Consider the following 17,601-nt stretch of genomic DNA (forward strand, 5'->3'; position numbering starts at 1 on the left):
CAGGCGCCCTGGAGCACGCCTCCGAGCACCCCATCGCCCAAGCCATCACCACCGGCGCCCGCGAACGAACCGGCGCGGCACCCCCCGTCCCCGAGGACTTCACCGGCCTCGCGGGCCTCGGCGTCCAGGGTGTCGTCGAGGGCCACGCCGTCCTCGTCGGCCGCGAGCAGCTGCTCGCCGAGTGGGAGATCCACCTGCCTGGGGAGCTCGTCCGGAAGAAGGCGGCGGCGGAAGCCGCCGGACGGACGGCCGTCGCGGTGGCCTGGGACGGCGAGGCGCGGGCGGTCCTGGAGGTCGCCGACGCGGTGAAGGGCACCAGCGCCGAGGCGATCGCGCGGCTGCGGGCCCTGGGCCTGACCCCTCTCCTCCTCACCGGGGACAACCGGGCGGTGGCGGAGTCGGTCGCGGCGGAGGTCGGGATCGACCGGGACGACGTGTACGCGCAGGTCATGCCCGAGGACAAGGTCGATGTCGTCAAGCGGCTGCAGACGCAGGGACGTTCGGTCGCGATGATCGGCGACGGCGTCAACGACGCGGCGGCGCTGGCCCAGGCGGACCTGGGCCTGGCGATGGGCACGGGCACGGACGCGGCCATCGAGGCCGGCGACCTGACCCTGGTCCGCGGGGACCTGCGGGCGGCGGCGGACGCGATCCGGCTGTCCCGGAAGACGCTGGGGACGATCCGCACGAACCTGTTCTGGGCGTTCGCCTACAACGTGGCGGCGCTGCCGCTGGCCGCGGCGGGGCTGCTGAACCCGATGATCGCGGGGGCGGCGATGGCGTTCTCGTCGGTGTTCGTGGTGGGCAACTCGTTGCGGCTGCGGGGGTTCCGCGCGGCGGCGTAGGACCGGCCCGGCGGAGCCGTTGCTCAGCCCGCGCTCACGAACCGCACCCGGGTGCCCGGCACCGCCTGTGCCGCCCCCGCGAGTGCGGTCTCGTCCACGACCCCGACGACCGGGTAGCCCCCGGTCGTCGGATGGTCGTTGAGGAACACCACCGGGCGGCCGTCCGGCGGCACCTGAATGGCGCCGAGCACCATCCCCTCACTGGGCAGTTCGCCCTCGCGGGCGCGCGCCAGGGCCGGGCCCTCCGTGCGCAGTCCGATCCGGTTGCTGTGCGGCGAGACCCGGTACGTGGCCGTGGTGAGCGTGCGCAGCGCCTGATCCGTGAACCAGGTGTGGCGGGGGCCGAGGCGTACGGGGAGAACGAGTTCGGCGGGCGCGCCCGGCCAGGGCACGGTGTCGGGGGCCGCGGGCCGCGACGCCCCGTATCCCAGCGGCAGTACGTCGCCGTCGCGCAGCGGGGCCGGGCCGAGCCCGGAGAGCAGGTCCGCGGACCTGCTGCCCAGCACCGGTTCCGGCAGCAGACCGCCCCCGAACGCCAGATAGCTGCGCAGCCCTTGCACCGCGGGGCCGGCGTCGAGCACCGCGCCCGCCGGTACGTGCACGGGTGTCCCCCAGGCCACGGGCCGCCCGTCGACCGTGACCCGGCAGGGCGCGCCGCCGACGACGGCGACCACCGGCCGGTCCGGGCGGACGGCGCAGCCGGTCGCGGTCGTCTCCAGCAGCGCCGCGTCCGCGGGGTTTCCGGCCAGCCGGTTGGCGAGTCGGCGGGCGGGGGCGTCCAGGGCGCCGGCGCGCGGCACCCCGAGGTGCGCCCAGCCGATACGGCCCGCGTCCTGCACGGTGGTCAGGGCTCCGGCCCTGACCACCTCGATGGCACCGGTCATGACCGCTCCTCCGCCGCGACAAAACGCACCCGCGCCCCGGGGCTCAGCAGGGCGGCCGGTTCGCGGGCCGGATCCCACAGTTCGCCCGGCTCGGGCATCCGCCCGATGATCTGCCAGCCGCCGGGCGACGGGCGCGGGTACACCCCGGTGTACGCCCCCGCGAGGGCCAGCGCACCGGCCGGAACCCTGGTGCGCGGAGTCGCGCGGCGTGGCATGTGCAGGTGCTCGGGAAGGCCGGTGAGGTAGCCGAAGCCGGGTGCGAACCCGCAGAAGGCCACCCGGAATTCGGTCCCGGCGTGGATGCGGGGCACATCGGCGACGGTGACGCCCCAGGCCGCCGCGACGTCGGCGAGGTCCGGGCCGTCGTAGACGACGGGTATCTCGACGGCATCCCCGGCGTCGCGCCGCAGCGGCGGCACCTCCCAGGAGACGAGCTCCCGGGCGAGCCGCGCGCAGCCGTCCGGGGTGCGGTCCGCGATGCCGTCGAGCAGGACGGTCAGTGCACCGGGAACGATCTCTCGTACGGCGGGCAGTTCGCCGCGTGCGCGACGCCGCAGCAGCTCGGCGTGGAAGGCCTCGGCGTGCTCACCGGAGGACAGCTCGACGAGCAGCGCTCCGCCCCCGGCGGGAAGGACGCGGATGCCGGCCGGGGTGCCCGCGTCGCGGGACGGGGCGCCCGTTGCCGGTGACCCGGACGTACGCGCGTCGCGGGACCGTCCCGTGCGGACGCCCCGCTCGGCCGTGACCCCACGCGCGGCGCCGGCACCCGCGCTCATGCGAACGCCCGCACGGCCACGCCCGCTTCTTCGAGCGCCGCTCTGATCCTGCGTGCCAGCGCTGCCGCGCCCGGGGTGTCGCCGTGCACGCACAGCGAGCGTGCCGCGACGGGTATCCGGCTGCCGTCCGCGCCGGTGACGCCCCGGTCCACCGCCATCCCGACACTGCGGCGTACGACTTCGTCCTCGTCGTGCAGCACCGCGCCGGGCTCACTCCGCGGGACCAGCGTGCCCTGCGGGGTGTACGCGCGGTCGGCGAAGGCCTCCTCGACGGCGGTGAGACCGGCGGCCCGGGCGTGGTCGAGCAGGCGCGACCCGGGGAGTCCGAGGACCGCCAGGTCCCCGCCGGCCAGTCTGACGCCCTCGACCACGGCTGCGGCCTGGCCGTCGTCCCAGACGGCGCGGTTGTAGAGGGCGCCGTGCGGTTTGACGTACGCGACCGTGGAGCCGGCCGCCTCGGCGAAGACCCGCAGGGCACCGATCTGGTAGGCGATCTCGGCGGTGAGCTCGGCGGGTGGCACGTCCATGGAGCGACGCCCGAAGCCGGCCAGATCACGGTAGGCGACCTGGGCGCCGATCCGGACACCCCTGGCGGCCGCGATGTCGCAGACCCGCCGCATCACGGAGGCGTCGCCCGCGTGGAAGCCGCAGGCCACATTGGCGCTGGTGACGCAGTCGAGCAGCGCGTCGTCATCGGTGAGGGTCCAGTGCCCGAACCCTTCGCCGAGATCCGCGTTGAGATCCATCGGGCTCGCCGGGTTCGTCGGGTTCGTCAGATCCATCACGAGCGCACGCTAGCGATTGTTCAACAATCTGACAAGACCCGGCTTGGGGAGCGAGACACCCGTGCGGTTCACTGGGCGCAGAGTGCGCACCGGACGACGCGCACGGCAACAGGCGGAGGACGGGGCATGACGGGGAATGCGGGCGGCCGGACTTCTCCGGATCTCTCGGAACTGGCGGCGGACGGTGCCTCCCTGGCCCGGTCCGGCACCGCCGAGCGGGTCGCCGCCATCCTGCGGGACCGGATCACCGAAGGGTACTTCCCGCCGGGCAGCCGGCTCTCCGAGGAGAGCATCAGCGGAGCGCTCGCCGTGTCCCGGAACACCCTGCGCGAGGCGTTCCGCCTGCTGTCGCACGAGCGCCTCCTGGAACACCGGCTCAACAAGGGCGTCTTCGTCCGCGTCCTCGCCGTCGACGACCTGGTGGACATCTACCGGGTCCGGCTGCTCGTCGAATGCGCCGCCCTGCGGACGCTGGGCGAGCCGCCGTACGACCTGGCGGCCGTCGAGGCCGCCGTGTCGACGGGCGAGCAGGCGGCGCTGGCCGGCGACTGGCCGGTCTGCTCGACCGCCAACATCCGCTTCCACCAGGCCCTGGCCGGACTCGCGAACAGCCCCCGCACGGACGAGCTGATGCGCAACGTCCTCGCCGAACTGCGGCTCGCCTTCCATGTGATGGCCGACCCGCGCCGGTTCCACGAGCCCTACCTCTCCCGCAACAGGGAGATCGCGGACCGGCTCGCCGAGGGCGACGCCGCGGGCGCCGAGCGGATGCTGGCCTTCTACCTGGAGGACTCACGGCGCCAGCTGGCGGAGGCGTACGCGGAGCGCCTGACCGCGCGATAGCGCCGCCCCGGACACCCGCCGCACGACGACCGCCCCACTGTGCACGGCCCGGCACTCAGCCCGCGCCGGGCCCGCGTCACGCGCGGAACGTTCCACAATCCGCGCCATTCCCCGAATCCCGCCCCTCACGTCACACGGCCGACTCCTTCCGGGCGAACCCGCAGATCAGGAGCAGAATCGCACCATCTGCCACCCGGACCGACCGAACGGCGCACTGCCCGCCCCGGCCACACCGCCGCCCCACCTCACACTTTGCAATCCATGTAGCCAGCACCCTTGTGGGTTTGTTGAACAATCGCTTAATGTCTCGCGCACTACCCCCCGTCTGATCAGGACCGAGCAGGCCCGCCTGCACGTCCATGCGCGGAAGAAGGCCGACGCGTGATCGTTCTCCTCGGCGTGCTCGTGGTGATCCTCGGATTCGCCACCCGCCGCAACCCCCTCCTCGTGGTGGGTGTCGCAGGCATCGTCACAGGGCTGCTCGGCAAGCTCTCCCCGCAGGAGGTGCTGGCCACGTTCGGCAACAGCTTCGCCTCCGCGCGCTCCGTGACCGTCTTCGTCATCACCCTGCCCGTCATCGGGCTTCTCGAGCGGTACGGACTCCAGGAGCAGGCCCGTACTCTCATCGGCAAGCTCGGAAGGCTGACCACCGGCCGCTTCCTGGCGCTCTACCTGCTGATACGTCAGCTCACCGCCTCCGTCGGCCTCACCAGCATCGGCGGCCCCGCGCAGAGTGTGCGGCCGCTGATCGCCCCGATGGCCGAGGCCGCCGCCGAGGCCAAGGCGGGTCGTCCGCTGCCGCAGAAGCTGCGCGAGAAGGTCCGCTCGCACGCCTCGGGCGCCGACACCATCGGAGTGTTCTTCGGTGAGGACTGCTTCATCGCCATCGGATCGATCCTGCTGATCACCGGCTTCGTGAACTCCACGTACGACCAGCACCTCGAACCCCTGCACCTGGCCCTGTGGGCGATCCCGTCCGCGATCTGCGCGTTCCTGATCCACGGGGCCCGCCTGCTCAACCTGGACCGGCAGCTGGAGCGCGAACTCGCGGTCGCCGCCGCCGAGAACGACCTGACGACGCACGCCGGGATCCGGACGGAGGACGCCAAGTGATCAAGTCCGAGTACTTCTTCTGGCTGGTCGGCGCGGTGTTCCTCGTCATGGCCGCGCAGATGGTCATGGACCGCAGCAACCCCAAGCGCTTCGGATCAGCCGGCTTCTGGGGTCTGCTGGGCGCCGCATTCTTCTACTCCACCGGAGTCGTCGACAAGTCCCTCCCCGCCGAGCCCCTGGGCGTCGCCGTCCTGATCCTGATCGTCCTGGGCGGCTGCGGTCTCACCGGCAAGGGCGCGTCACACACTCCTTCCCGCGAGAAGCGCGCAGCCTCGGCCGCCCGCTTCGGCAACAAGCTGTTCCTTCCGGCTCTCACCATCCCCGTCGTCGCGATGATCTGCGCGACGCTCGTGAAGAACTGGAAGATCGGTGGCGAACCGGTCCTGGAACCGGGGTACGAGACCATCCTCGGCCTCGGCGTCGGCGCCATCGCCGCGCTGATCGTGGGCATGGTGCTGTTGCGCGAGCGGAAGATCTCCGTGCCGCTGCACTCCGGCCGCAACATGCTGGAATCGATGGGCTGGGCGCTGATCCTGCCTCAGCTGCTCGCAGTCCTCGGCTCGATCTTCCAGTCCGCCGGTGTCGGCGAGCAGGTCGGAAGGATCACTGAGGCGATGCTTCCGGACGGCCAGAAGTTCGTGGCCGTGGCCGTCTACTGCTGCGGCATGGCGCTGTTCACCGTCGTCATGGGCAATGCCTTCGCCGCGTTCCCGGTGATGACCGCAGCGATCGGCTGGCCCGTCCTCATCGAGCAGATGAACGGCAACGCGCCCGCGATCCTCGCGATCGGCATGCTCTGCGGCTTCTGCGGCACCCTCGTCACCCCGATGGCCGCCAACTTCAACCTGGTTCCCGCCGCTCTGCTCGAACTCAAGGACCAGTACGGCCCGATCAAGGCCCAGCTCCCCACCGCGGCGGCACTGCTGGTCTGCAACGTCGCGATCATGGCCCTCTTCGCCTTCTGACCCGGACCGCCCCTGACCCGAGCCCCATCCACCCCTGCCCCCTGGCCCGGGCCGCCCCTTGACCCGAGCCGCTCGCCCACCCCTCTGGAGTGACCCCGATGTCCCCCGCGCTCCCTGCCACGTACGCCGTCCCCTTCACGGAACTGGCCCTCGCCAACGTCGTACGCGAGTACCCCAACGCCCCTGCCCACCTGTACGCCGGCCCCGAGGAACTGGTCGCGCCCCGCACCCTGCACCCCGCGTTCTACGGCGGGTACGACTGGCATTCCACCGTGCACATGCACTGGCTGCTCGTCCGCCTGCTGCGCCGCTTCTCCACCACCGGAGACCTCCCGGCCACGGTCACCACCCGTGTCCACGAGGTACTGAACTCCCACCTCACCCAGGAGAACCTCGCCGTCGAGGCGGCGTATCTCCGCAAGCGCCCGCACTTCGAACGCCCCTACGGCTGGGCGTGGCTGGTGGCCCTGGCAGCGGAGTGCCGGGCGCTCGCCACCCCCGAGGGCGACCGCTGGGCCGACGCCCTCGCCCCTGCCGTGGAGACGGTCGGCGAACTCCTCACCGCCTGGCTGCCCAAGGCGACGTACCCGATCAGGCACGGAATCCACCCCAACAGCGCCTTCGGCCTGGGCATGGTCCTGGACGCGGGCGAGCGCGCCGGTCTGCCCCGCCCCGTGCTCGACGCGGTGGCGGAACGGCTGCGCAGCTGGTTCGCCGAGGACCATGACGCCCCCGCCCACTGGGAGCCGTCCGGGCAGGACTTCCTCTCCCCCGCGCTGACCGAGGCGGACGCGATGCGCCGCGTGCTCCCCGTCGCGGAGTTCCGGACCTGGCTGGCCAGGTTCCTGCCGGGGCTGACGGACTCTCCGCTGCTCACCCCGCCCGTGGTCTCCGACCACTCGGACCCGCAGATCGGCCACCTCCTGGGCCTCACCATGAGCCGGGCGGCGGCCCTGCGTACGATCGCCGGCGCGCTGGGCGAGGGCCCCGCCCACACCGCGCTGACCGCCTCGGCCGAGGCTCATCTCGCCGTCGGCCTGCCGTCGGTCTCCTCCGGTGACTTCAGCACGGACCACTGGCTGGCCACCTTCGCCGCACTGGCCCTGGACACCCCGCCCGGCCACTGACCGGTCCGGCACCCGCGCAACGACCGGGGCGGCCCTCGACGGGCCGCCCCGGTGGACGACGCCCGGCCCGGTCCTCAGGTGACCGGCCGGCCCGTAGGGTCGTCCCATGACCGACAGCTCGCGCGAAAGCAGTGCCTCCGGGGCCGCCCACGAGGCGGGCGGCGTTCACGAAGCGGGAACCGCCGCCGACGTCCTCCGTGGCCGCTGGCGGGAGGCGCTGGCCGGCGCCCGAGGCGGCGCCGGTGGTCCCGACCCCGTGCCGTACGCCGACAACCTGCTGACCCGTTGGGCCGAACCGCAGCGCCGCTACCACACCACCGCTCATCTGACGGCGGTCCTCGACCGCATCGACACACTGGCCGGCCACGCCGCCGACCCGGACGCCGTCCGTCTCGCCGCGTGGTTCCACGACGCGGTGTACCGCCCGGACCGCTCGGAGAACGAGGAGCGCAGCGCCGCTCTGGCCGAGCGCGCCCTGCCCGAGGCCGGTGTCCCGGGCGGCATCACCGCCGAAGTGGCGCGGCTGGTCCGGCTCACCGTCACTCACGACCCGGCGGCCGGCGACACCAACGGCGAGGTGCTGTGCGACGCGGATCTGGCGATCCTGGCGGCCGCCCCCAAGGAGTACGCGGAGTACGCGGCTCAGGTGCGGGAGGAGTACGGCTTCGTCCCCGACGACGCGTTCCGGGACGGCCGGGCAGCCGTGCTGCGTCAACTGCTGGGACTGCCGAGACTGTTCCGTACGCCGCACGGGATCGCGGAGTGGGAGCCGCGCGCCCGGCAGAACCTGCTGACGGAGCTCGAGCTGCTCACCCGTTGAGACGGTCGGCACGATCCGCCGATACGGGAATGTAACGGCCTACATCGTCGTTGGCACCTGTCATGCCCGAATCTGCCGTTCGTCATCGCACCCGTATGCCTTTGGCCGTATACATTCTGGGCCTTTCGGTCTTCGCACTCGGTACGAGCGAGTTCATGCTCTCCGGGCTGCTGCCGCCGATCGCCGACGACATGAGCGTGTCGATCCCGCGGGCCGGGCTCCTGATATCCGCCTTCGCCATCGGCATGGTGATCGGTGCGCCCCTGCTCGCCGTGGCCACGCTCCGGCTGCCGCGCCGGACCACCCTCATCACACTGATCTCGGTGTTCGGCCTCGGGCAGGTCGCGGGTGCGCTCGCTCCGACGTACGAGGTGCTCTTCGCGTCCCGTGTGGTGAGCGCGTTCGCGTGCGCCGGGTTCTGGGCGGTCGGTGCGGCGGTCGCCATCGCGATGGTGCCGGTGAACGCGCGGGCCAGAGCGATGGCCGTGATGATCGGCGGGCTGTCGATCGCGAACGTCCTCGGCGTACCGCTGGGGGCGTTTCTCGGTGAGAACCTCGGCTGGCGGTCGGCGTTCTGGGCGGTCGGCGCGGCGTCGGCGGTGGCTCTGGCCGGGGTGGCGACGCTGATCCCTCGTATCCCGCTCCCTGCGGAGAAGCCGCAGCTCAAGCGGGAGATGTCCATCTACCGCGACCGTCAGGTGTGGCTGTCGATCGCGGTCACGGCACTGGCGGCGGGCGGGGTCTTCTGCGCGTTCAGCTATCTCGCGCCGCTGCTGACGGATGTCGCCGGGCTGGACTCGGGCTGGGTGCCTACGGTCCTCGCGCTGTTCGGGATCGGTGCGCTGATCGGTACGACGATCGGCGGCCGGGTCGCGGACGCGCACCTCTTCGGGGTGCTGATGAGCGGCATCGCGGCGTCGACGGTCTTCCTGGTCGCGCTGGCACTGTTCGCCTCGAACCAGGTCGCCGCGGTCGGGCTCGCGTTCCTGCTGGGCCTGTCGGCGTTCTACACGGCCCCCGCGCTGAACGCCCGCATGTTCAACATCGCGGGCGCGGCCCCGACGCTGGCGGGTGCGACGACGACTGCCGCGTTCAACCTGGGCAACACGGGCGGCCCCTGGCTGGGCGGCACGGTGATCGACGCGGACTTCGGGTTCGCGGCGACGGCCTGGGCGGGCGCGGCGATGACGGTGCTGGCGGTGGTGGGGGTGGTGTGGTCACTGCGGCTGCAGGGCGGGGGCAGGTCGCGCCGGGTGACCGGTTCGCCCGCGGCGGCGACTCCCTCGGAGGCGTCCGTGGAAGCGGCCGCCCCGGCGGTGTGACCCCGGCGGCCGCGTCGGCCGCATCCGTTCAGCTGCCGGGAACCGGGCGTCCCTTGGGGCGTCGCAGCCCCGCGTCCGTCAGCCGGCGCACCAGTTCCTTGGAGCCGATCTCCCGGGCCCCGGCCCGCACCGCGTCCGCGTACCGGGTTTCCGGTACGTCGTAGTGGTCGCGCTCGAAGGCCTTCGGCGGGCAGCCGATCGAGGCGGCGAAGGCGTGCAGCTCCTCGAACGAGACATCGCTGACCAGGTGCGACCAGAGGCGTCCGTGACCCGGCCAGTCCGGCGGGTCGATATAGACCGTCACCGGCGCAGCACCCCGCTCAGCGCGCCGACACGCGCCACCATCACGGTCGCCTTGGTGCATACCCAGCGCGGGTCCGGCCCCAGTTCCGGCTCGACGTCGAGGGCGTGCGGGTCGCCGGCGTCGCAGACCGGGCAGAGCGGCCACCGGCCGTAACGCTCCAGCAGCGCGTCCTGGACGTCCTGGGCGACCAGACCGACCAGGTACTCCACACCGTCCGGCCACTGTTCGACCCACCAGCGGCGGTGCGTCACCGCGTCCTCGACGAGGGAGACGATTTCGGCCTCGGCGACGTCGCCGGCCGTGAGATCGGCCATCACCAGCGCGCGGGCGGTATGCAGCGCCTGCTCCAGGCGGTTCAACTCCATGGAGCCATTCTCACCCCGTACCCAACCGGCCTTCCCCGTAAGGGGACCTTCGGTACCGACAGATTCTCGGTTCCGCCAGAGGTCAGGACCAAAGGGGGGTTGACGTGCCGCAGGGTTGAAAATATCTTTCAAATGTGACCAATGACCTGAAGGAAAGTTTCAGCGGTGATTCTCCGCCCGCACCGGCCGCCCTCGCGGCCAAGGTGCGGACGCTCGCACCTTCCATGACCCGCTCCATGCAGCGGGTCGCCGAAGCCGTCGCCGGCGACCCCGCCGGCTGCGCCGCCCTGACGGTCACCGGTCTCGCCGAGCTCACCGGCACCAGCGAGGCGACCGTGGTCCGCACGGCCCGGCTCCTCGGCTACCCCGGCTACCGGGATCTGCGCCTCGCCCTGGCCGGGCTCGCCGCCCACCAGCAGTCCGGCCGCGCCCCCGCTGTCACGGCGGACATAGCGGTCGACGACCCGATCGCCGATGTGGTCGCCAAGCTCGCCTTCGACGAGCAGCAGACCCTCGCCGACACGGCCGCCGGTCTCGACACGGTACAGCTCGGTGCCGCCGTGGCCGCGGCGTCGACCGCCCGCCGGATCGACATCTACGGCGTCGGCGCGTCCTCCCTCGTCGCCCAGGACCTGGCGCAGAAGCTGCTCCGGATCGGCCTGATCGCGCACGCCCACATGGACCCGCACCTGGCGGTGACCAACGCCGTGCAGCTGCGCTCCGGCGACGTGGCGATCGCGATCACCCACTCCGGCTCCACGGTCGATGTGATCGAACCGCTCCGGGTGGCCTTCGACCAGGGGGCGACGACGATCGCGATCACCGGCCGCCCCGACGGCCCGGTGACGCAGTACGCGGACCACGTGCTGACGACGTCCACCGCCCGGGAGAGCGAACTGCGCCCCGCCGCGATGTCGAGCCGTACGAGCCAGCTGCTCGTCGTGGACTGCCTGTTCATAGGCGTCGCCCAGCGCACGTACGAGACGGCCGCCCCGGCGCTGGCCGCCTCCTACGAGGCGCTCGCCCACCGACATACCCCTCGCAGCACCCGCTGACCACGACGCCGTACGCGCTGAACCCGCACAAGACACGAGATCGAGAAAGCAGAGCCGCTGTCCATGACCTCCACCACCGACGCCAACGCCGCGACGCCCGGCCGGGACTCCGAGTACGGGGAGCTGCGCGCCGAGCTCGCCACCCTCACCACCGAGGCGTTCCGGCCCGAGCTCGCCGAGATCGACCGGCTGGGCACGCTGGAGATTGCCCGGATCATGAACGGCGAGGACCGGACCGTCCCGACCGCCGTCGCCGCCCGGCTGCCCGAGATCGCAGCGGCGATCGACGGCACGGCCGCCCGCATGGCCCGCGGCGGCCGGCTGATCTACGCGGGCGCGGGCACCCCGGGCCGGCTGGGCATCCTGGACGCCAGCGAGTGCCCGCCCACGTTCAACACCGACCCGTCCGAGGTCATCGGCCTGATCGCGGGCGGACCGTCCGCGATCATCACGGCCGTCGAGGGTGCCGAGGACAGCACGGAGCTGGCCGCCGCCGACCTCGACGCCCTGGACCTCACCCCCGACGACACGGTGGTCGGCATCTCCGCCTCCGGCCGTACGCCGTACGCGATCGGGGCCGTCGAGCACGCCCGCGCCAAGGGCGCGCTGACCATCGGCCTGTCCTGCAACGCGGACTCGGCGCTCGGCGCCGCGGCCGAACACCCCATCGAGATCGTCGTCGGTCCCGAGCTGCTCACCGGCTCGACCCGGCTGAAGGCCGGCACGGCGCAGAAGCTCGTCCTCAACATGCTGTCGACGATCACGATGATCCGGCTCGGCAAGACGTACGGAAACCTGATGGTCGACGTCCGTGCCTCCAACGAGAAGCTGCGCGCCCGCTCCCGCCGGATCGTCGCTCTCGCGACCGGCGCCTCCGACGAGGAGATCGAGGCCGCGCTCGCCGCCACCGACGGCGAGGTGAAGAACGCGATCCTCACCATCCTCGGCCAGGTCGACGGTCCCACCGCCGCCACCCTTCTGTCCGCGTCCGACGGCCACCTCCGTGCCGCCCTCGCGGCCGCACCACGCACCACCACCTGACCCCATCCGGGGAACCGCTCCGCACCCCCCGCACAGCAAGGCACCACGCACCATGGCTACAGAAGACAAGAACCGCGCCACTGCCGCCGCGATCCTTCCGCTCGTCGGTGGCGCCGCGAACGTCAGCTCCGTCGTCCACTGCATGACCCGGCTCCGGCTGGGCCTGCACGACCGCTCGCTCGTCGACGACGAGGCCCTGAAGGCGCTCCCCGCCGTCATGGGCGTGGTCGAGGACGACACGTACCAGATCGTCCTCGGCCCGGGCACCGTCGCCCGGGTCACCCCGGAGTTCGAGAAGCTGGTGGAGGAGGGCCGGGCAACGACCCCGGAACCCGCCGCGCCTGCTGCCTCGACCGACGCGGACGCGGGCTCGACGACCGCGGCCGAACTCGCCGCCCAGGGCGCCGCGATCAAGGCGGCGCGGAAGGCGAAGAACGCCACGCCGTTCAAGCTCTTCCTCCGGAAGATCGCGAACATCTTCGTCCCGCTGATCCCGGCCCTCATCGGCTGCGGCATCATCGCCGGTCTCAACGGTCTGCTGAAGAACCTGGGCTGGCTGACGTCGGTGACGCCCGCGCTCGGTGCGATGGCGTCCGGCTTCATGGCGCTGATCGCCGTCTTCGTCGGCTACAACACGGCGAAGGAGTTCGGCGGCACGCCGATCCTCGGCGGTGCGGTCGCCGCGATCATCGTCTTCCCCGGTGTCGCGGACATCGAGGCGTTCGGCCAGAAGCTCTCCCCCGGCCAGGGCGGTGTGCTGGGCGCCCTCGGCGCGGCGGTCCTCGCGGTGTATGTGGAGAAGTGGTGCCGCCGCTGGGTCCCCGAGGCACTGGACGTCCTGGTCACCCCGACGCTGACGGTGCTGATCTCCGGCCTGGTGACGATCTTCGGTCTGATGTACGTGGCCGGTGAGGTCTCCACCGCGATCGGCGACTTCGCCAACTGGCTGCTGTCCAACGGCGGTGCGGGCGCGGGTCTGGTCCTCGGCGGCTTCTTCCTCCCCCTGGTCATGCTGGGTCTGCACCAGGCGCTGATCCCGATCCACACGACCCTGATCGAGCAGCAGGGCTACACGGTCCTCCTCCCGATCCTCGCCATGGCGGGTGCGGGCCAGGTCGGCGCGGCTCTCGCGGTCTACCTCCGTCTCCCCCGCAACGAGTCGATCCGCAGGACGATCAAGTCGGCTCTCCCGGCCGGTCTGCTGGGCGTGGGCGAGCCCCTGATCTACGGTGTCTCGCTGCCCCTCGGCCGCCCGTTCATCACGGCGTGCGTGGGCGGGGCGTTCGGCGGGGCGTTCGTCGGCTTCTTCAACCAGCTCGGCAGCGCGGTCGGCTCCACGGCGATCGGCCCGTCCGGCTGGGCCCTGTTCCCGCTCCTCGACGGCAACCACGGCCTGGGCACGACGATCGCGATCTACGCGGGCGGCCTGCTGGTCGGCTACCTGGCGGGCTTCGTCGCCACGTACTTCTTCGGCTTCAGCAGGGACCTGCTGACGGAGTTCAACGTGTCGCAGGAGCCGGCGGCTTCGACGGTCGCGGCAACCGGTACCCCGGCCACGCCGCTCACCGACCCGGCACCGGAGCCGGCCCGCACCTGATCCCGTGACGCAACAGAGGGCGGCACCCGCACGGGTGCCGCCCTCACTGCTGCCCGGTCACGCCGGGAAGTCCGCGGTGAGCAGCGTCGGACCAAAGGGCTCGGGGAGTGTGAGCGGCTTCCCGAACGGCACGGCGTCGGAGCGCTTGTACGTCCCATCCTCGTTCGGCTCCAAGAACAGCGTGGCCATCGCCCCGCGCGTGTCGAAGCGGTCGATCAAGAGGTACATCGGTACGGCCGCGCGGGCGTAGGCGCGATACTTCTTCGTCCGGTCCTCCCGAGCGTTTCCCTTCGACGTGATCTCGACGATCAACAGGGCGTCAGCGGCGTCCATCGGATCGCTGGATTCCGGATCAGCAGCATCGATCAGCTCCGAAGGCATGACCACAAGATCCGGCACGTAGAGCTTGTCGAGCGGGGCCACGTGGATGCCGAGGGTCTGGTAGATCTCCAGCTCTTCGGGCAGATCTCGGTAGAGCCTGCGCTGCACTTTGGCGGCGATGCCGTTGTGATGCGCGTGCGGCGGTGGCACCAAGACGATCTGCCCTTCGTCGATCTCGGCGCGCCACCCCTCGGGCACGTCCAGTTCACGCCATGTCTGCAGCAGGTAGTCCCATGGGCGGCCCTCAGAGGCCTGGTCGTTCTCGACCATCGCGGCGGTCATCACGGGTCCCCTCTCCTGCGGCCTGTCAAAGGAGCGTAGATCGACGGTTCTGCGGCGGTCTGCCGATGCCATCAGCGTCCCACGACCGAGTGACGAACGCACGGATCTCCCCTCACTGCCCCTGGACGTTCGTACGGGAGGTCCCCGCCGCGTAAGGCAACACGCCCGAGGGACGGGTGGCGCCCCGGCCTGGGCGCCACCCCCGTGTCTCTCACGGCAGCCGGCCCTCCCGGTTGACCTCCCTGACCTTGGCCCGCAGCACGTCCCCGGGCGAGGCCGGCTGCACGGACGCCGGCGGACAGTCCCACTCGGCCCCACCGCCTGGCGGCCGCAACTGCACGTACGGTCCGACGCACCCCATCACGCGCCCCACGCGCCCGTCCCGCGAGTCCACCGCGTACGTCCCGGGCTCCGGCGTACACGGTTCGAGTTCCTCACCCGTCATGACCGGCCTCCCCGTCACACTTCTTTTCCAGAACGGCGCTCAGCCGCAGCGCCGTGTCGATGTTGCAGCGCCCGAGATCCACCAGCGGCGCGGGCTCGTTCCCCGCGCACGACACCGGATCGATCCGCAACGACGGCAGCATGAGCCCCACACCGTTCAGCCCTTGTCTCAGCGTCTCCACCGCGTCCTCCGCCTCCCGCACTCTTCCGGCGGCAACCCGTCGTCGCTCCGTAGTGGTCATCCTGCGCACCTTCCACGCTCGGTAATCGCAATGCCTACCCAGCGTGTCCGACGCTCGACTAGCCTGGAAGTGGCGCAGGTCCAACAACCACAGGTGTGTCACAAGGAGTTGCCATGCCGGGCCCGAAGAAACTCGACCCGTCCGCCTCACCACGGGCCCTCCTCGGCGCCGAACTCCGCCACCGAAGGGACAGCGCCGGCCTCTCCCAGGAGGAACTCGGCCTCCCGCTCTTCGTCAGCGGCTCGTTCATCGGCCAACTCGAGTCCGGTACGCGCCGGATGCAGTTGGACCAGGCGCAGAAGTTCGACGAGATCCTGACGACGGACGGGTTCTTCGTACGGAACTGCGTCGCCCTGAAGAAGTCGAAGTACCCGGACCACTTCGCGGAGGCTGCGGAGGCGGAGGCTGTCGCGAAGACCATCAAGGAGTACGCACCGCAGCTGATCCCCGGTTTGCTGCAGACGGAGCGTTACGCACGGGCGGTGTTCCGGGGAGGACTGCCGATGGCGGCGGAGAGTGTGGTCGACGACCTGACCAGAGTGAGGCTGGATCGCGCCCAGCTGCTTTGCGATCCAACAACGCCCTTGTTTTGGTCGGTGCTGGATGAGGCGGTCTTACGTCGGAAGGTTGGTGGATTGGCAGTGTTGACGGAGGCGCTCAACCACGTCCTCAAGCTGGCACGAGAACACCGGATCATCGTGCAGGTACTGCCGTTCAACGCGGGCGCACACATGGCCATGGAAGGTCCGCTCAAGCTGATGTCCTTCGATGACGCACCCCCGCTCGCTTACCTTCAGGCCCTGGGCACAGGGAAGTTGCAGGACGATCCCGCAACCGTCAGGCACTACGAACTGACCTACGATCTGGTGGCGGCCAGCGCATTGTCACCGGAGGCGTCCCTGGCCCTGATCGAGTCGGTGGCGGAGGATCACGCCCATGAAGCTCAGCAGTTCTGACTACGACCTGGCCACAGCAACCTGGCACAAGTCCTCGTACAGCGGTGCAAGCGGTGGCGACTGCCTTGAGATCGCCGACGGCCGACCCGACATCATCCCCGTCCGCGACTCCAAGGTCCCGGACGGCCCGGCGCTCGTCTTCCGTGCGGCGGCGTGGTCGTCCTTCGTCGCGGACCTCAAGCGCAACTGAGGCCCGGGGCTCAAGCCCCGCACTCCGAGCGCTCTTTCAAGGAATGGGTGGAGGGCTTCACCCCACCCGCCCTCCCCAAGGACTGTCCCGTAGCAGGCGCGTTCACTTTTCGTGACCGGCTTGCCACGCAAGGTGGCGACGCTCTAGCGTTCCGAATAACGAACGACCCCTGCCGGTGCGGGAACACCGAACAGGGGTCTGACCAACGAGATCGAAACAGGCGATCAAATGGCTGACAGCCAGCTTAGTGCTGCCCCACGCGCACCGCACGTACCCCCTCATATCCCGCACACGCCGTCGCACCCGATGGCCAACCCGGGCTACGGCAAGCGGTCTGCTCCCGGTCAACGCCCACGTAGCGCGCACGACTTCGCGCACCTGCCGCCGCGCGAGGCCGCGGTCGCCGCCTATGTCGACCGGTTGCCGGACGGCGCCGACATCGCCGTGAAAACGCTGGCCAAGGTGTTGCCGTACGGGCAGTGCGCACTGCGGACCGCACTGAACAACCTCCAGCGGGCCGGGCATCTGCGCCGGGGCAGCGAGCACGTCATCGGCTCGGGCAGCGCACGCTGGGTGACACGTACGTTCTTCTCCCGCACGCCTCGCGACGACGACTGGTGGGCCGCGTTCACCAGGGGTGACGTACCGCCGGAGCAGCGGCGGCAGACCCGCTCCCGGGCATTCGTCCTGCTGGCGGCACTCGGCCGCACCGCACCCGCGCTGAGCCTGTCATCGACGGACTGCGCGGCGCTGGAGCCGTACGTCACTGCGTGGTTCGAGCGGGGTGCCACCGAAGTACAGCTGCTGCACGCACTGACCGACGGATTGCCGGTCCCGGTGCATCACGCGGCGGCACTGGTCCGCACTCGTCTGATCACCAAGATGCCACCCGAACGGGTCGCTCCGCCCACCCCATCTGCCGCGTTGCGGGTCCTGGAGTGCGCGAAATGCGGCACACCGGGCCGGGCGGAGACGCTTCCCGGCGGCGCGTGCGGGCCATGCCGGGGTGAGCAGACCTCCGTACCGGCGAGCAACCGCGGGATCCCGGCCGGCGGGGTCCGTGACCGGATGGCCGAGTTGCGGGCCGCGATGGTCCCCCGCCCCAAGAGGCAGGGCGCGATCACGTGACGCCTCGGCCGCGGCTCCGTCCGCGCCGGTGAGGTCCGGAACGCCCGCTGCGGGCCCTGCTGCCGCGCTCCGAACTCCGGGCCCGTAGGCGCTGGTCCGGCGGTGGCGCCGCACCGGGGCAGCCGTGTCACACAGC

At 71.3% G+C, this 17,601-nt stretch carries 21 protein-coding genes; 13 read left to right on the plus strand and 8 right to left on the minus strand.

The annotated features are described in order from the left end of the window. Positions 1 to 845, plus strand: an 845-nt coding sequence (locus ACFYP5_RS37090; protein WP_389044160.1) for an HAD-IC family P-type ATPase, incomplete at its 5' end; no start/stop codon positions are given. Positions 846 to 868: 23 nt separating this feature from the next. On the opposite strand, the gene ACFYP5_RS37095 is transcribed toward ACFYP5_RS37090, so the two are convergent. From ACFYP5_RS37095 to ACFYP5_RS37105, 3 genes are read right to left on the minus strand one after another with little or no spacing between them, the layout of a single operon-like run. Beyond that, positions 869 to 1,729, minus strand: a complete 861-nt coding sequence (locus tag ACFYP5_RS37095) for a biotin-dependent carboxyltransferase family protein (RefSeq protein ID WP_389044161.1) — start codon at positions 1,727 to 1,729, stop codon at positions 869 to 871. Next, entirely contained in the window at positions 1,726 to 2,505 is a 780-nt protein-coding gene (locus ACFYP5_RS37100; protein WP_389044164.1) for an allophanate hydrolase subunit 1, read from the minus strand. The genes ACFYP5_RS37095 and ACFYP5_RS37100 overlap by 4 nt, the downstream gene beginning before the upstream one ends. After that, positions 2,502 to 3,251 (minus strand): LamB/YcsF family protein, encoded by a 750-nt coding sequence (locus ACFYP5_RS37105; RefSeq protein WP_389044249.1) that lies wholly within the window; start codon positions 3,249 to 3,251, stop codon positions 2,502 to 2,504. Before ACFYP5_RS37105 ends, ACFYP5_RS37100 begins: the two co-directional genes overlap by 4 nt. Positions 3,252 to 3,416: 165 nt before the next feature. Between ACFYP5_RS37105 and ACFYP5_RS37110 the strand changes: the two genes are divergently transcribed. The 6 genes from ACFYP5_RS37110 to ACFYP5_RS37135 all read left to right on the plus strand — a co-directional run bounded on the left by ACFYP5_RS37110 (position 3,417) and on the right by ACFYP5_RS37135 (position 9,480). Further along, positions 3,417 to 4,133 carry a GntR family transcriptional regulator gene (locus ACFYP5_RS37110; protein WP_389044166.1) on the plus strand — a complete coding sequence of 239 codons (717 nt, stop codon included), beginning with the start codon at positions 3,417 to 3,419 and terminating at the stop codon, positions 4,131 to 4,133. 381 nt (positions 4,134 to 4,514) lie between these two features. Then, positions 4,515 to 5,246: a DUF969 domain-containing protein gene (locus tag ACFYP5_RS37115; RefSeq protein ID WP_389044168.1), complete on the plus strand. Its 732-nt coding sequence runs from the start codon at positions 4,515 to 4,517 to the stop codon at positions 5,244 to 5,246. Beyond that, on the plus strand, positions 5,243 to 6,211 hold the full coding sequence (locus tag ACFYP5_RS37120; protein ID WP_389044170.1) for a DUF979 domain-containing protein: 969 nt from the start codon (positions 5,243 to 5,245) through the stop codon (positions 6,209 to 6,211). The genes ACFYP5_RS37115 and ACFYP5_RS37120 overlap by 4 nt, the downstream gene beginning before the upstream one ends. A 98-nt stretch (positions 6,212 to 6,309) precedes the next feature. Then, positions 6,310 to 7,338 carry a DUF2891 domain-containing protein gene (locus ACFYP5_RS37125; protein WP_389044173.1) on the plus strand — a complete coding sequence of 343 codons (1,029 nt, stop codon included), beginning with the start codon at positions 6,310 to 6,312 and terminating at the stop codon, positions 7,336 to 7,338. Between the two features lie 106 nt (positions 7,339 to 7,444). Then, positions 7,445 to 8,158, plus strand: a complete 714-nt coding sequence (locus tag ACFYP5_RS37130) for a hypothetical protein (RefSeq protein ID WP_389044175.1) — start codon at positions 7,445 to 7,447, stop codon at positions 8,156 to 8,158. Positions 8,159 to 8,253: 95 nt separating this feature from the next. Beyond that, on the plus strand, positions 8,254 to 9,480 hold the full coding sequence (locus ACFYP5_RS37135; protein ID WP_389044177.1) for a Cmx/CmrA family chloramphenicol efflux MFS transporter: 1,227 nt from the start codon (positions 8,254 to 8,256) through the stop codon (positions 9,478 to 9,480). A gap of 28 nt (positions 9,481 to 9,508) precedes the next feature. Here ACFYP5_RS37135 and ACFYP5_RS37140 read toward each other — a convergent pair whose 3' ends face one another. Together ACFYP5_RS37140 and ACFYP5_RS37145 are read right to left on the minus strand one after the other, a co-directional pair. Then, positions 9,509 to 9,784: a DUF4031 domain-containing protein gene (locus ACFYP5_RS37140; RefSeq protein WP_093779569.1), complete on the minus strand. Its 276-nt coding sequence runs from the start codon at positions 9,782 to 9,784 to the stop codon at positions 9,509 to 9,511. Continuing rightward, the gene (locus ACFYP5_RS37145) at positions 9,781 to 10,149 is read right to left on the minus strand and encodes a hypothetical protein (protein ID WP_030933043.1); all 369 of its coding nucleotides are present in this window, start codon (positions 10,147 to 10,149) and stop codon (positions 9,781 to 9,783) included. Before ACFYP5_RS37145 ends, ACFYP5_RS37140 begins: the two co-directional genes overlap by 4 nt. Positions 10,150 to 10,283: 134 nt before the next feature. Here ACFYP5_RS37145 and ACFYP5_RS37150 point away from each other — a divergent pair, with 134 nt between their 5' ends. The 3 genes from ACFYP5_RS37150 to ACFYP5_RS37160 all read left to right on the plus strand — a co-directional run bounded on the left by ACFYP5_RS37150 (position 10,284) and on the right by ACFYP5_RS37160 (position 13,842). Next, entirely contained in the window at positions 10,284 to 11,204 is a 921-nt protein-coding gene (locus tag ACFYP5_RS37150) for a MurR/RpiR family transcriptional regulator (RefSeq protein ID WP_389044179.1), read from the plus strand. Between the two features lie 63 nt (positions 11,205 to 11,267). Beyond that, entirely contained in the window at positions 11,268 to 12,245 is a 978-nt protein-coding gene (gene murQ, locus ACFYP5_RS37155) for an N-acetylmuramic acid 6-phosphate etherase (protein WP_389044180.1), read from the plus strand. A gap of 52 nt (positions 12,246 to 12,297) precedes the next feature. Continuing rightward, positions 12,298 to 13,842, plus strand: coding sequence for a PTS transporter subunit EIIC (locus ACFYP5_RS37160; protein WP_389044183.1), 1,545 nt, complete (start codon positions 12,298 to 12,300; stop codon positions 13,840 to 13,842). Between the two features lie 57 nt (positions 13,843 to 13,899). On the opposite strand, the gene ACFYP5_RS37165 is transcribed toward ACFYP5_RS37160, so the two are convergent. The 3 genes from ACFYP5_RS37165 to ACFYP5_RS37175 all read right to left on the minus strand — a co-directional run bounded on the left by ACFYP5_RS37165 (position 13,900) and on the right by ACFYP5_RS37175 (position 15,191). Continuing rightward, on the minus strand, positions 13,900 to 14,505 hold the full coding sequence (locus ACFYP5_RS37165) for a Uma2 family endonuclease (RefSeq protein ID WP_389044184.1): 606 nt from the start codon (positions 14,503 to 14,505) through the stop codon (positions 13,900 to 13,902). Positions 14,506 to 14,716: 211 nt separating this feature from the next. Then, a complete protein-coding gene (locus ACFYP5_RS37170) occupies positions 14,717 to 14,950 on the minus strand; it encodes a hypothetical protein (protein ID WP_389044187.1) in 234 nt (77 codons plus the stop codon). Then, positions 14,940 to 15,191 (minus strand): hypothetical protein, encoded by a 252-nt coding sequence (locus ACFYP5_RS37175; RefSeq protein WP_389044189.1) that lies wholly within the window; start codon positions 15,189 to 15,191, stop codon positions 14,940 to 14,942. Before ACFYP5_RS37175 ends, ACFYP5_RS37170 begins: the two co-directional genes overlap by 11 nt. A 113-nt stretch (positions 15,192 to 15,304) precedes the next feature. Between ACFYP5_RS37175 and ACFYP5_RS37180 the strand changes: the two genes are divergently transcribed. The 3 genes from ACFYP5_RS37180 to ACFYP5_RS37190 all read left to right on the plus strand — a co-directional run bounded on the left by ACFYP5_RS37180 (position 15,305) and on the right by ACFYP5_RS37190 (position 17,465). Next, positions 15,305 to 16,147 carry a helix-turn-helix domain-containing protein gene (locus tag ACFYP5_RS37180; RefSeq protein ID WP_389044192.1) on the plus strand — a complete coding sequence of 281 codons (843 nt, stop codon included), beginning with the start codon at positions 15,305 to 15,307 and terminating at the stop codon, positions 16,145 to 16,147. Further along, complete coding sequence (locus ACFYP5_RS37185) at positions 16,128 to 16,337, plus strand: DUF397 domain-containing protein (protein ID WP_389044194.1); 210 nt, start codon at positions 16,128 to 16,130, stop codon at positions 16,335 to 16,337. The genes ACFYP5_RS37180 and ACFYP5_RS37185 overlap by 20 nt, the downstream gene beginning before the upstream one ends. A 306-nt stretch (positions 16,338 to 16,643) precedes the next feature. Further along, positions 16,644 to 17,465, plus strand: coding sequence for a hypothetical protein (locus ACFYP5_RS37190; RefSeq protein ID WP_389044195.1), 822 nt, complete (start codon positions 16,644 to 16,646; stop codon positions 17,463 to 17,465). Positions 17,466 to 17,601 lie beyond the last annotated feature (136 nt).

The sequence above is a fragment of the Streptomyces sp. NPDC005262 genome, from assembly GCF_042872425.1.
Classification (GTDB): domain Bacteria; phylum Actinomycetota; class Actinomycetes; order Streptomycetales; family Streptomycetaceae; genus Streptomyces.

Bases quoted from the DNA above. Each gene is read 5' to 3' on its own strand.
- ACFYP5_RS37095 (WP_389044161.1), bottom strand. From the start codon at position 1,729: ATGACCGGTGCCATCGAGGTGGTCAGGGCCGGAGCCCTGACCACCGTG.
- ACFYP5_RS37145 (WP_030933043.1), bottom strand. From the start codon at position 10,149: ATGGAGTTGAACCGCCTGGAGCAGGCGCTGCATACCGCCCGCGCGCTG.
- ACFYP5_RS37110 (WP_389044166.1), top strand. From the start codon at position 3,417: ATGACGGGGAATGCGGGCGGCCGGACTTCTCCGGATCTCTCGGAACTG.
- ACFYP5_RS37190 (WP_389044195.1), top strand. From the start codon at position 16,644: ATGGCCAACCCGGGCTACGGCAAGCGGTCTGCTCCCGGTCAACGCCCA.
- ACFYP5_RS37165 (WP_389044184.1), bottom strand. From the start codon at position 14,505: ATGACCGCCGCGATGGTCGAGAACGACCAGGCCTCTGAGGGCCGCCCA.
- ACFYP5_RS37100 (WP_389044164.1), bottom strand. From the start codon at position 2,505: ATGAGCGCGGGTGCCGGCGCCGCGCGTGGGGTCACGGCCGAGCGGGGC.
- ACFYP5_RS37130 (WP_389044175.1), top strand. From the start codon at position 7,445: ATGACCGACAGCTCGCGCGAAAGCAGTGCCTCCGGGGCCGCCCACGAG.
- ACFYP5_RS37160 (WP_389044183.1), top strand. From the start codon at position 12,298: ATGGCTACAGAAGACAAGAACCGCGCCACTGCCGCCGCGATCCTTCCG.
- ACFYP5_RS37185 (WP_389044194.1), top strand. From the start codon at position 16,128: ATGAAGCTCAGCAGTTCTGACTACGACCTGGCCACAGCAACCTGGCAC.
- ACFYP5_RS37135 (WP_389044177.1), top strand. From the start codon at position 8,254: ATGCCTTTGGCCGTATACATTCTGGGCCTTTCGGTCTTCGCACTCGGT.
- ACFYP5_RS37180 (WP_389044192.1), top strand. From the start codon at position 15,305: ATGCCGGGCCCGAAGAAACTCGACCCGTCCGCCTCACCACGGGCCCTC.
- ACFYP5_RS37170 (WP_389044187.1), bottom strand. From the start codon at position 14,950: ATGACGGGTGAGGAACTCGAACCGTGTACGCCGGAGCCCGGGACGTAC.
- murQ (WP_389044180.1), top strand. From the start codon at position 11,268: ATGACCTCCACCACCGACGCCAACGCCGCGACGCCCGGCCGGGACTCC.
- ACFYP5_RS37125 (WP_389044173.1), top strand. From the start codon at position 6,310: ATGTCCCCCGCGCTCCCTGCCACGTACGCCGTCCCCTTCACGGAACTG.
- ACFYP5_RS37105 (WP_389044249.1), bottom strand. From the start codon at position 3,251: ATGGATCTCAACGCGGATCTCGGCGAAGGGTTCGGGCACTGGACCCTC.
- ACFYP5_RS37175 (WP_389044189.1), bottom strand. From the start codon at position 15,191: ATGACCACTACGGAGCGACGACGGGTTGCCGCCGGAAGAGTGCGGGAG.